The 12,787-nt window shown below is 36.8% G+C and carries 12 protein-coding genes; all 12 read left to right on the top strand.

Annotation, left to right across the window (positions count from 1 at the left end; all coding sequences use genetic code 11):
- The first annotated feature begins 2 nt into the window (after positions 1-2).
- The 12 genes from L1077_RS06470 (at position 3) to L1077_RS06420 (ending at position 12,359) form a co-directional block, all read left to right on the top strand.
- Positions 3-947, top strand: coding sequence for a Wzz/FepE/Etk N-terminal domain-containing protein (locus tag L1077_RS06470; RefSeq protein WP_237136084.1), 945 nt, complete (start codon positions 3-5; stop codon positions 945-947).
- A gap of 7 nt (positions 948-954) precedes the next feature.
- The gene (locus L1077_RS06465) at positions 955-1,932 is read left to right on the top strand and encodes an exopolysaccharide biosynthesis polyprenyl glycosylphosphotransferase (protein WP_237136123.1); all 978 of its coding nucleotides are present in this window, start codon (positions 955-957) and stop codon (positions 1,930-1,932) included.
- Between the two features lie 33 nt (positions 1,933-1,965).
- Positions 1,966-3,069 carry an EpsG family protein gene (locus L1077_RS06460; protein WP_237136083.1) on the top strand — a complete coding sequence of 368 codons (1,104 nt, stop codon included), beginning with the start codon at positions 1,966-1,968 and terminating at the stop codon, positions 3,067-3,069.
- Entirely contained in the window at positions 3,069-4,190 is a 1,122-nt protein-coding gene (locus tag L1077_RS06455) for a glycosyltransferase (RefSeq protein ID WP_237136082.1), read from the top strand. The genes L1077_RS06460 and L1077_RS06455 overlap by 1 nt, the downstream gene beginning before the upstream one ends.
- Before the next feature lie 229 nt (positions 4,191-4,419).
- Positions 4,420-5,598: an NAD/NADP octopine/nopaline dehydrogenase family protein gene (locus tag L1077_RS06450; protein ID WP_237136081.1), complete on the top strand. Its 1,179-nt coding sequence runs from the start codon at positions 4,420-4,422 to the stop codon at positions 5,596-5,598.
- 4 nt (positions 5,599-5,602) lie between these two features.
- Positions 5,603-6,601, top strand: a complete 999-nt coding sequence (locus L1077_RS06445) for an ATP-grasp domain-containing protein (RefSeq protein WP_237136080.1) — start codon at positions 5,603-5,605, stop codon at positions 6,599-6,601.
- Positions 6,598-7,500, top strand: coding sequence for an arginase (locus L1077_RS06440; protein WP_237136079.1), 903 nt, complete (start codon positions 6,598-6,600; stop codon positions 7,498-7,500). The genes L1077_RS06445 and L1077_RS06440 overlap by 4 nt, the downstream gene beginning before the upstream one ends.
- 14 nt (positions 7,501-7,514) lie before the next feature.
- Positions 7,515-8,741: an oligosaccharide flippase family protein gene (locus tag L1077_RS06435; protein WP_237136078.1), complete on the top strand. Its 1,227-nt coding sequence runs from the start codon at positions 7,515-7,517 to the stop codon at positions 8,739-8,741.
- Between the two features lie 251 nt (positions 8,742-8,992).
- Positions 8,993-9,118, top strand: coding sequence for a hypothetical protein (locus tag L1077_RS27425; RefSeq protein ID WP_275424203.1), 126 nt, complete (start codon positions 8,993-8,995; stop codon positions 9,116-9,118).
- A complete protein-coding gene (locus L1077_RS27555; RefSeq protein WP_237136077.1) occupies positions 9,115-9,441 on the top strand; it encodes an IS3 family transposase in 327 nt (108 codons plus the stop codon). The genes L1077_RS27425 and L1077_RS27555 overlap by 4 nt, the downstream gene beginning before the upstream one ends.
- Positions 9,442-10,168: 727 nt before the next feature.
- On the top strand, positions 10,169-11,335 hold the full coding sequence (locus L1077_RS06425) for a nucleotide sugar dehydrogenase (RefSeq protein ID WP_237136076.1): 1,167 nt from the start codon (positions 10,169-10,171) through the stop codon (positions 11,333-11,335).
- 16 nt (positions 11,336-11,351) lie between these two features.
- Positions 11,352-12,359, top strand: a complete 1,008-nt coding sequence (locus L1077_RS06420) for an NAD-dependent epimerase (RefSeq protein ID WP_343222111.1) — start codon at positions 11,352-11,354, stop codon at positions 12,357-12,359.
- The last annotated feature ends 428 nt before the right edge of the window (positions 12,360-12,787 follow it).

The following is a 12,787-nucleotide window of genomic DNA, read 5'->3' as shown; positions in this document are numbered from 1 at the left end:
AAATGGCTCAAAACAACGATAAGATTAAAGAATTTGATTACAGTAATACAAATGACCAAATTGGGTTATTAATGACGTTTAAACTACTGTGGTCTAAAAAGTTGGTTATTTTTATATTCTCAACAGCAGTAACGTTGATTGGTTTTTTGTTTGCTAGCAATTTACCTGATGTGTATAGATCATCTGTGTTAGTTGCTCCGGCGGAGTCGAATGCGAGTAAGGTTGGGGCTTTAAATAGCCAACTGGGGGGCATTGCGTCCTTAACTGGTTTATCGCTTGGTCCTCAAGGTATAAGTAAGTCAGACTTAGCACTTCAAATCTTGAAAAGCAGGGTTTTCATAGACGAATTTATCGAAAAGAATGATCTAACTACTATTTTGCTCGCTGTTGAAGGTTGGGATGAGAATGAAGGGTATATTTATAATGAAAAAATATATGATGCCGCTTCTCAAACATGGTTGGTCGAGAATACACAAGAAATAAAGTCGATGGCTTTTAATAAGTTTATTGAGGATCAACTGGTAATCAACCAAGACAGGGGCTCTAAATTTATCAGAATTTCAATGAGTCATTATTCTCCGGTAATCGCGCAGTTAGTTCTTGATAAGCTTATAAACGATATAAATGAAACTATTCGAGTTATGGACACTGTTGCGGCTACAAACTCAATTTCTTATCTAGAAAGTACTTTGAAAACAACTCATGTTGATGAGATGAAAAAGATTCTATTTGGACTTATAGAGAAAGAGTTTCAGAAAAAAATGTTGGCTGATGTGCAGAAAGAATATGTATTTCAAGTTATTGATCCTGCGATCGTTCCATTATACCCAACTTGGCCTAAGAAAGTATTGATCCTTCTTCTTTCTTTTGTATTGGGCATGTTGTTTATTTGTTCTTATTTAATTATAGCATCTTCAATGAGTAAGGATTCTTATAAGAGTGCGTGAGAAATTTATGATAGAAACCTTACCAGACCATTCCAAGGCTAAGCCTGTTAAAGTGAGAAAGAGGTTAAAATCTCAATCTCAAGCTTTAAAGCAAAAGTCAATTTATGTATTTTGTCCGCAAGATAAAGTCGCTTTTCTAGAAAAACTGTTCCAGAAATATGACTTTGATGCTGAATTTAACAACTATGATTTAGATTGTTTTGGTAAAAAAGTTGTTTGTCACTATGGCCTTGAATATTTAGATGAAGATTCAAGAGAGTTTTTGGTGAGGGCAACTGAGTTTGGTGCTTGGGTTGAACCTTTGATAAGTTATTTAGATGAGCGTTTGGGCTACACTGAGGTTCAACTTTTAGGTAGTAACTATTTCTTACATCAAAAAGCATTTTCGATTTTATCGGAACGAAGAAATCTAAACTTAAAAAGAACATTCGATATATTTAGCGCACTAATTATATTATTGCTAACTTTGCCTATTATGTTGATAACTGCGTTGATTATTAAGCTTGAAAGTCCAGGAAGGATATTGTACAAGCAGAAAAGGGTAGGTTTATACAATGAAGAATTTGAAGTAGTTAAATTTCGTTCTATGCGCTCTGATGCTGAAGCCAACGGCGCTCAGTGGGCAAAAAAAAATGATGCGAGAGTAACCAAAGTAGGTAAATTCATTCGTAAAACAAGAATAGATGAATTGCCTCAGTTAATAAATGTATTGAAAGGTGAAATGTCACTTGTCGGTCCTAGGCCTGAACGGGATGTTTTTGTAACCGAGTTAGAGAAAGAAATACCTTACTATAGATTCAGGCATGCTGTAAAACCGGGCGTTACAGGCTTAGCTCAAGTAAGTTACCCTTATGGTGCGTCAGTTGAGGATGCTATATGGAAGCATAAATACGATGTTTATTATATTAAACATTACTCAGCATTGCTTGACATTAAAATTGTTTTTAAGACTATATCTACGGTTCTTTTAGGCAAAGGCAATTAAAATTGTATATATGTGTTGACATAGTCATTTGATATGTATTCTTTATATTTATTGATATTTGGCTGTCTAGCAGTGCTTTCACTGTGTGAAGTAAAAAGAGTAGATTTTTCTGTAAAGAAAGTTCTATTATTTTACACGGTATCTTTTTTGATCCTCTTCGCGGGTTTACGTGGTCCTGGTGTTGGACAAGATGATCTTGCATATATAGAGGCTTATGACTATGTGCCACATATTGGCTATTGGCTTACAGGGGAGTTCCAATATCGTTTTACTGACCTCTGGATGGAACCAGGTTTTGTCTTTTATTCTGCAGTCTTAAAGCTTTTTTCTTCGTCTTTTATACTCTTATTTTTGGGAGTGGCGTTGTTGTCCGTTGGCTTGTCTTGCAAACAATACAGTGTATTGTCGCCTTATTTTTTTATGACGGTTATGCTGTTCTTTGTGCACACATTTTTGTATCGAGACATTAATCAGATCCGCTCGGCTGTAGCTGCTGCGATAGGGTTATTTCTAATTATTCCGCTCGCGAACAGGCAATTCTTAAAAGGGTTTATAATAATCTGTGCTGCAGGTATTTTTCATATGGCAGCCTTGAGTTATTTAGCCCTCTTTTTTGCATCCTTTTTTAAAGTAACTAAAAAGAGATTAATTGCATTTGTGGGGTCGGGGGTTGCTTTAGGAGCTATAGGAATATCTAATCTTTTGATGTCTGTTCTTCCTAATATGGGAGTAATTACAAGTAAACTTAATCACTACTCAGTAGATAGTATGGTTAGCACAACGAGTTTATTCGATATAACAAATATTAAAAATTTAGCTATTTTTATATTACTGATATCCCTATGGGAAAAACTAGAGTATAAAGTCCCTTACTTCAAAACACTTATGTTGTTTTTAGGATTTGCAACTTTTTGGAGGCTTGCTTTTTCTGATTTCGGAGCAATTGGAGGGCGAATCGCTACTTTTTATGGGGTTGTTGAAGTTGTTTTAATTCCATGTGTTTTGCTTGCTTTTCGAGAAAAGCTTTTACCTGCGCTAATAATAGTTTTATATGCTGCATTAACACTGTACCTTAACTTATTTATTAAAACGGGCAGTTCACCTTATAACCTGTCATTTTCTCTTTTTGGATTGTAATGAAAAAAATACTATATGTTGTTAGCACTTTATCTAAGTGCGGACCGACAAACCAACTGTTGAATATAGTTAAAAACTTAAATTCTGATAAGTTTTTTGGTCATGTTTTAACTCTTTCTGATGAGCCCGTTGATTCTTTAAAACCCTTATTTGATGCGCACGACATAAAGGTTACTTCTTTATCACTGACAAGATTACAAGGGCTTTTTTCAGCAAAGAAACAACTAAAAGAGTTTATATCTGAATTTAACCCTGATTTGATCCATAGTCAGGGATTTAGGGCTGACAGGCTGGTCTCATCACTAACTTTAACACATGGTAAGTTTAAGGTTTGTACTATTCGAAATTTTCCACAATTAGATCTATGCATGGAGTATGGAAAAATATATGGTGGAATTTTAGCGGCTTTGCATTTTCGTAGTATGCGTAACTTTAATTATGTTGTAGGTGTCTCTGAAGCAGTAACTGAGAATATTAGGACTCAAATGGGGCTAGAGAATCTCGTTACAATACAAAACGGGGTTGATACTGATAGGTTTAAAAAGCTCTCAGGGCAAACAAGAGACCAAGTTCGCCATCAACTCGGAATTCAAACTTCTGACAAGGTTTTTATTTCATCAGGTCCACTCATTAATCGTAAAAACCCGGAATTGTTAGTTAAGGCATTTTTAAAACGTAGCGCTCATGAGCACTTAGTACTGATAGGTGATGGAGAATTGCGAACAAAATTGCTCCAATTGGCTGACGGTAGAGCTAATATACATTTATTAGGTGCCGTTGATGATGTAAACATGTATTTGAACTGCGCTGATTACTATATTTCCGCGTCGTCTGCTGAAGGGCTTCCAAACGCCGTTATTGAAGCTATGGCTTGTGGGCTACCGTCGGTATTATCTCAGATAGAGCCTCATGAAGAAGTTGTAAAATTTGATAAAAGTTCTTCGAGTACTTTTGAACTTAATTGTAGTGATGCGTTAGATAAAGCAATTGATGGCATTATGGGGAGAGACTATACTACCTCTTCAAATGCATCTTTGGAGATAGTTAATAAACACCTCACTGCGATAGTAATGTCAAATAAGTACCAGTCCCTTTATCACAAAAACCTTAAGGACTCTTAAGCTATATGCTTTATTCAACTGCGACACTTAAAGATTAGCGTGGTGAGCTTTAGCACTTTGATGAGGTTACATTTTTCTAGAGAGCAATTTCTCATCAAATGGGACTTAATAAATTAATTGCTTCTTCAGTGGAAAAGCAAAGTTTGAACGTGGTAAAATTCCCAGTTTGCTGCCTTACCCTCTACATGTAGAGCATGTGGTACAGATAGGACAATAAAGAGAGTTAGTTATGCACAATATTTTAATCGTTGGGGGTGGGAGTTCTGCCCATACCGCAGCGCCATTGTTGGCGATGAAAGGTCACTCTGTGTCTATACTTACAAGTCGACCAAATGACTGGAATAAAGAGGTTCTGTCTAAGTACATTACTGAGTCTGGAGAGGAAATTCAAAGGTTTTCAGCTCAACTTGATAAAGTTTCAAATTCGTACGAAGAGCTAGTTCCTGATTCAGAAATCATTTTATTGTGTATACCTGTTTATCAATATCCAGATGCTCTTGAGAAAGTAATTAAAAATGCGGGCTCTAAAAAAATATTTGTAGGTACGGTGTATGGTCAAGGTGGTTTTAACTGGATGGTTGACTACTATGCCCGGAAGTATAATAAAGAGAATGTAACTCCATTTGCGATTGGTTTGATCCCTTGGGTGTGTCGAATCGAAAAGTATGGTCATATAGGAGTTACATATGGCGCGAAAGTTAATAATGTAATCTCGATTCAAGACGAGAATGACTTTAATTATTTGAATGGCTCTTTTTTACCTGATCTTTGTGAAAATCATTTTAAACAAGGTGCTTTTCATTATTGTAATAATTTCATATCTTCAACACTTTCAGTTGATAACCAAATAATTCACACTTCTAGAATGTATGGTCTTTCCCTATCATCAGGTGGAGCTTGGGGAAAAGAGTCAGATGTTCCATTATTCTATAAAGACTATGATCAGCGATCGGCAGATTTACTTCAGTCATTAGATGCCGACTATGAGTTGATTCGTGAACATATTCGAACTTTATCTACCAAGTTGAACTTCTCATTTATGTTAGATTACTTAGCTCTAGAGAGATTCTCTTACGGTGCTAGTACACCTGATATTTTAAGTTCTTTCAAGAACTCTCCAACTCTTGGGGCCATAAAGACGCCTGTTATCCAAAGAGGTGAGAAAGTGCTTATTGATGATACCCACCGCTTCTTCTTCGACGATATATACTTTGGATTAGTATTGGCTAAGTGGATAGCACTAGAAGCTGATATAAAAACACCAACAATTGACAGTATATTACTTTGGGCGCAGGGAATTCTTGGTGATGTAATTTTAGATGAGCAGGGGCGCTTGAACCCTAACCTTAATATCAATGGTATACCAACTCGTTGGAATATTAACACAATCACAGAACTTCTGAATTAATATTATGAAAGTTGCAATATGTTGCTATCCAGGTTTAGAACTGGATAAAATGATCTCGGCGTGCTCTGATTTTAAATTGGAATATGAAGTTATAGATTTGTTGAGTAATAAATGGTTAGAGCTTGTTAATAGGTCATTTGATCTATTTTTGATTCGTCCTCCATGCAATTATGACGAGCACAAAGCTATATTTGACGAAAGAGTGTACTTTATTAGTCAAGTTCTCAATAAAAAAACATATCCCAAGTTTAATGAATTGTATGTATATGAGAACAAAAGGAATATGGCTACATGGCTAGAGTATCTGGGCTACAATTTTCCAGCGACAAATGTGTTTGCACAAAAGCATGATGCATTATCTTTTATCGAGCAGGCTACTTTTCCCATTGTATCTAAAGCAAACACTGGAGCAGGCGGTAGTGCGGTTAAAATTATCAAAAACCGACGTACAGCTAAAAGGCTAGTTAATAAAGTTTTTGGAAAACTAAACCCAGAATTTGCACTTGGTAATATACCTTGGGGCTCTAAAAATAATATTCCGTTCCCTCGAGTTTCAAGGGCTCAAAGACACTATGTATTATTCCAAGAGTTTTTAGATATTGAGCTAGAGTGGCGAATAATTAGGGTTGGTGATAGTTATTTTGGTCATCAAAAACTTATAGGAAGTAATGGTTTTGCCAGTGGTTCGGACTTAGTTGGTTGGGTACAACCCCCTATTGAGCTCTTAGATATGACACGAGAGCTAACTGATAGAATGGACTGCACCAGTATGGCCGTTGATATACTCAAAACTACAGACGGCAAGTTTTATATAAACGAATTACAATCAATCTTCGGGTCTGTTTTACCATCTCAAATGTATATTGATGATGTACCTGGAAAGTATATTTACGATTCTTGTAAACGTGAGTATGTATTTGTTGAAGGTGAGTATTGTCAAAATGCATGTTGGAATCTGAGATTAGAGTGTGTTATCAACGAGCAAGGGAGTAAAGCATCATGATAAAAGATGTAATAGTTGTTGAATGCGATTTAGGTGGACCACATTCAGGTGCTGCACTTGGCTGTAGGGCTCTTTTAGCTGAGTTGGGTGATAAAGTAAACGTAGTTGATTCTATTAATGTTGCAGCACTTCCTGTCAGACAGAGTAAATTAAAGAAAGCTCACTATCTGGGGGAAATTAATGAATGTATTGATAGGCTATCGTCATCAATTTTTCATTTTTATCAGAATAATGACAGTCAATTAAAAGTGATAGCAGGTGATCACAGTACGGCATCAGGCTCTCTTGCGGGGCTGAAAAAGGCATTCCCAGATAAGAGAATAGGCGTGGTCTGGATTGATGCACATGCTGATATACATTCACCATATACTACGCCAAGTGGTAATGTGCATGGCATGCCTGTTGCTGCAGCTGCGTGTAAAGACCATTTACATCGAGCTCGAAACGAATTAGATGAACAAACAGTTGAACTTTGGAATAACACGAAAGCACTTTGTGGTGAGTCTATTGCATTGAAAGACTTAGTTTATGTTGGAATAAGGGATTTAGAGCAAGAAGAGTGGGATATCGTTAAAGAAGAAAATATTAAATATTTTCAGGTAGCAGATTTGAATGAACAGGGTTCTAAGAGAATTGCTCATCAATGTTTAGAATATCTGGACGATTGTGATCTTTTATATGTTTCTTTTGATATCGACTCACTAGACGCTAAATTGGTTCCTGGAACGGGTACTCCAGTTGGTGACGGACTAAGTGTAGAGCAGGCTCAAGAGTTGCTTAGTGTTTTATTTAGTTCGGAAAAGTTGAAAATGTTTGAAGTTGTTGAAATAAACCCTTTATTAGACAATAAAAATGAGACTGCTAAGCGTGTCGCAAGTACGTTAATTGGTGCTTTCTAGTATTAGTAATCGCGATGCTATTTAAAAAAGAAATAATTAAAAACTTCCTGAACTTTGGTGTCATTGATTTTATTGGCTTATTAGTACCAGTGCTAATAATGCCGATATTGACAAGGACTCTAGGGGCGGATGCATATGGAATATATCTTTTAATTTTTTCTATTTTATTTTTCGGCCACACAATAATTGATTATGGAACACAATATACATCAGTCCGTGAGGTGGCCAATAATAAGCAAGATTTTGACTTAGTAAAAAAGGTTTTTTTAGAGACACAAAGTATAAGAGTTATATTCTCTCTTGTTTATTGCTTGATTTGTATCTGTTATGCAGCAGCTTTTTTAGCTGAAGATGTCTATAGGTTAATCTTATATGCTGCACCGTTATACTTAGTTGGTTATGCGCTAATACCTACTTGGTATTTTCAAGCTCAAAGTAATATGGGGCTAATTACTAAAGTATCTTTTCTAATTAAGCTAGTACATGTGCTTGTAGTAGTACTTTTTGTTAGAGAACAAACAGATTTATTTTTAACTACAATGAGCATGGGCGTTCCAATGTTTATTGGAGGCATAGTTCTACTGATAGTGTGCTCTAAAAGTGAAAAATTAGATGTTAGAATAACTTTAAATGTCATTCCTCGAGTTAAGTCTGGAGTTCATGTCTTTATTGGCTTATTAGCACCAAATCTATATAACTCTATCCCAACAATTTTTTTGGGCACCAGCTTTCCGCCAGATCAATTTGCTAAGTTTGCAATTGCTTCTAGATTATGCCAAGTCGTTGTTACGTTGCAAAATGTTTTATCAAAAGCTTTATATCCTGTGCTTGCTAGGTTACAGGGTTCTAAAGTTAAAGGTATGTTACAGGCAAATACATTGATAAGCATTCCGCCATTAGCTGTCATTTCTTTGTTTGGTGAAGAGTTACTCGGTTTTCTTTTAGGGCCTGAGTTCGCTAAATCAAATGAGTACTTAGTTATTTTGACCGTTGGTGTTTTTTTTATAGGATTAGCTAATGCGGTTAGCCAAGGATACTTCTTACCCAAGGGCTTAGACGCTTTGTACAAAAACATTTCTTTAAGGGTGTCGTTGTTATCTGGGTTAGTTACTTTGTTCCTAGTTAGTGAATACGGTTTGTTCGGCGGTGCATTATCAATCACCATTGCTCGATTTTTATTTTTTGCTGACTTCAGTTTTACCTATTACTTCAAATTAATGCCGAAGCACTCTATCAAATAAACTTGGGAAGTCACCTTGAAGGGGGTTGCTTAGCTTTGAGCACTTTTTTAGCATTTGTGTTGAAAAAGTCTGAAAATCAAACTGTAACTTCCCCTATAAACTGAAACAGTCCATAAGTAGAATTTCTATCAATATAAGAAGGAAGTTTTATGATGCGAAAAAGTAAGTTCACCGAGACATGGGTAGTCGGCATGACCAAATAAGCTGATTCAGGTGTGCCTGTACTGGAAATATGCCGTAAACATGGTGGGATGGAAGCATCTCACATTAAACGTTTAAAAGAGCTTGAAGATGAAAATCGCAAGCTAAAAGACATGTTTGCGATTCTCAGTTTAAAACATTCAATGCTTGAGGAAATCATCTCAAAAAAGCTGTGAAAACAAGCAGGCGCAGAGCTTGGGTCGAACACTTAAGAGCACGGTTTGAGGTAAACGTAGCATTGACTTGTGATGTAGCGGGTTTAGGGCGAAGCGTTTATTACTATAAATGCAAACGACTATCGGATGATGATGTAATTGATACTTTGTTAGCGCTTGTTGAGCGGCACCCTAGGTGGGGCACGCCAAAGCTGTGTAAACGACTTAGGCATCAAGGCAAAGTGTGGAATAAAAAGCGCGTTGAGCGAGTTTATAACATGCTTAAATTTAACCTTAGACAAAAAGGAAGCGCCGAGTGCCAACACGGACACCAAAGCCGTTAAGCGCACCGAGCAATCATAATGACTCGTAGTCGATGGATTTTATGAGCGATGCGCTAAACTACGGACATCGCTTTAGAGCTCTGAGTATACTGGATGATCACAACCGCCAAGCATTAGCGATTGAGTCGATATAAGCCTCACGGCTGACGCGTTATTCGGGGGTTGGAGCGGGCCGTTGCATGGCGTGGAAAACCCAAATAAATTCGAGTGGATAATGGCCCTGAATTTACATCGAGTGCTCCGGAAAATTGGGCTGCTGAAAAATGCATAAAACTTGAGTTTATCAAACCAAGTAGTCCATATCAGAATGGTTTTGTTGGGCGACTTAATCGCAGTTGTCGATAAGAAGTATTGGATTTATATTTGTTTATGTCATTTCAGCAGGTTCTTGATATTACAAATGAGTGGCTAGATATTTATGAACGGCCTCACGATGTATCATGAGCTCAAACTCCAATGAACTATCTTGAGGCGGTATAATTCTACTAATGAGCTGTACTAAAGCTGGGAGAGTTACATACTGCTCATGTAATTGTCTGAGTTTAAGATGAAATTAAGCCCATAGTCAGAAAGGTTTTTTCTTTACCTGATATATAGATTATATGGGCTTTTGTCTTTTGAATAGCTGTATTTTTAGTTGATTACAGTCTTAATATTGTTTGCTACAATTCCGTCTGGAAGCTGGCGCTAGTGTTAGTTGAACAAATTGAAAATTAGGTTTTTAAGAATGAAAATTACGGTCGTTGGTACTGGTTACGTTGGTTTATCTAATGCAATGTTGCTGGCCCAAAAGAATAAAGTTGTCGCATTGGATATAGACGAAGAAAAAGTTGCTCTTCTACACAGTGGTAAGTCACCAATTGTTGATGATGACATAGAATTATTCTTACAGCGTGATGACCTTGATTTTGAAGCGACTACAGATAAGTCATCAGCCTTAGCGGATGCTACCTTTGTTGTAATTGCTACGCCTACCGATTATGACCCACAAACAAATTATTTTAATACACAATCAGTTGAAGCCGTAATTGGTGATGTTTTATCTCACAACCCAAGTGCTACAATGGTTATCAAGTCTACAGTGCCGGTTGGTTTTACTGAAGAGATAAAGCAAAAATATAATACAGACAAAATAATATTTTCCCCTGAGTTTCTTCGAGAGGGGAAAGCTTTGCATGATAATTTAAATCCTTCTAGAATTATCGTAGGGGATATATCGGAGCAGGCTAAAACATTTGCACAGCTTCTTGTTGATGGTGCAGCTAAAGAAAATATTGACGTTTTGTTGACACATGCGACAGAAGCTGAGGCGATAAAATTATTTTCTAATACATATTTAGCTATGCGAGTTGCCTATTTTAATGAATTAGATACCTATGCCGAATCGCATGGCTTAAACACGAAGCAGATCATTGAAGGGGTCAGCTTAGATCCGAGAATAGGGACTCATTATAATAATCCATCATTTGGCTATGGCGGGTATTGCCTACCGAAAGATACGAAACAGCTTTTAGCAAATTATCAAGACGTACCTAACAATATGATCCGTGCAATCGTAGACGCGAATACAACACGCAAAGATTTCGTTGCTGATGCAATTATTGCTAAGAGACCAAAGGTAGTTGGTGTATACAGGCTAGTTATGAAGTCTGGTTCTGATAATTTCCGAGCTTCAGCTATTCAAGGGGTCATAAAGCGCATTAAAGCAAAAGGTATTGAGGTAATCATTTATGAACCAACATACTCAGAAAAAGAGTTTTTCTACTCTAAAGTGACTCAATCCATTGAAGAGTTAAAAGCAAAATCTGATGTTATCATTTCAAATAGAATGTCAGATGAACTGAGTGATGTAGCCGAAAAGGTTTATACAAGAGATATCTTTGGGTGTGATTAATATGAGTACAACAACAGTGAAATATTTGGTTACAGGTGCAGCAGGCTTCATTGGTGCAGAAGTATGCAAAAAGCTATTGGCTAAAGGCAATCAGGTCGTTGGTATTGATAATATCAATGATTATTATGATGTAAACTTAAAAAAGGAGCGCTTGAAACAAATACCGACGGAAAGCTTTTCTTTTGTACAGCTTGATATAAGTAGCAGAAGTGATGTTGAACAGTTGTTTCAATCTGAAAATTTTGATTATGTGATCCATTTGGCTGCGCAGGCTGGTGTGCGCTATTCCATAGAAAATCCTCATGCATATGCAGACAGTAATTTACTCGGTCATTTAAACATATTAGAGGGATGTAGAAGTGCGAAAGTTAAGCATTTCGTTTACGCTTCGTCTAGCTCTGTGTACGGCTTAAATGAAAAGACCCCATTTGAAACATCAGATTCAGTTGATCACCCTGTTTCTTTATACGCAGCTACGAAAAAATCAAATGAATTGATGTCCCACAGTTATTCACACTTATATAGTATCCCAACAACTGGACTAAGATTCTTTACAGTGTATGGACCATGGGGAAGGCCTGATATGGCCCCATTTATCTTCACCAAGAAAATATTAGGCGGTGAGGTAATTGATGTGAACAACAATGGGGACATGTGGCGTGACTTTACTTATATTGATGATATTGTTGAAGGTATAATACGGGTAGTAGATGTCATTCCTTCACGAGATAAGGATTGGACAGTTGAAAGCGGTAGTCCAGCAACCAGCTCAGCTCCTTATGCAGTCTATAATATAGGCCATGGTAGCCCAGTAAATCTTATGGATTTTATAAAGGCAATTGAATCAGAATTAGGTATAGAAGCGAATAAAAACTTCAGGGAAATGCAACCAGGAGATGTCTATAAAACTTATGCTGACACGACGGACTTGTTTGAGGCTACTGGCTATAAACCTAAAGTTGGTCTTTCTGAGGGCGTAAAAAACTTAGTCTCTTGGTATAAAGATTTTTACGAGATCGACTAGGTAGTGCTGATTTATACTCATGTCTATTTTTTGAATGCCGCCTCTATGGCGGTATCCAACTTTAACTTTGGCAATTCCCATTGTTTATTTCTATAACCACAACTCTTTGCATTCAAATTTAGCTTTACGATAATCAACAATTTAATGAGAAGCATTTCTTTAGGCCTTGTTGACGCTTGATCTCTCCCAGTTATCAAGGCCGTTATAGAAGGCGACATAGCTTTAAGAGATGCAATTTTTAAGTATTATGCCTATTGTACAAATTTTGAGAAAAGCTTGCTGAATGAATCTGAAAAATTATTCGAGTGTTAAGTAAGCTTACGTTGGTGACTATCGAACAAGGTACTTTGTCGCCAGTTATGAAGCTAAACGAGCTGATTCCACTGTTTTCAATTTATCTGCAAATAATAAGAGAGTGCTGGGCGAAA

Origin of the sequence: Pseudoalteromonas luteoviolacea, from assembly GCF_021654285.1 — a bacterium.
Classification (GTDB): domain Bacteria; phylum Pseudomonadota; class Gammaproteobacteria; order Enterobacterales; family Alteromonadaceae; genus Pseudoalteromonas; species Pseudoalteromonas luteoviolacea_J.
The sequence above is the reverse complement of the archived record's forward strand: the minus strand, read 5'-3'. Positions and strand labels throughout refer to the sequence as shown.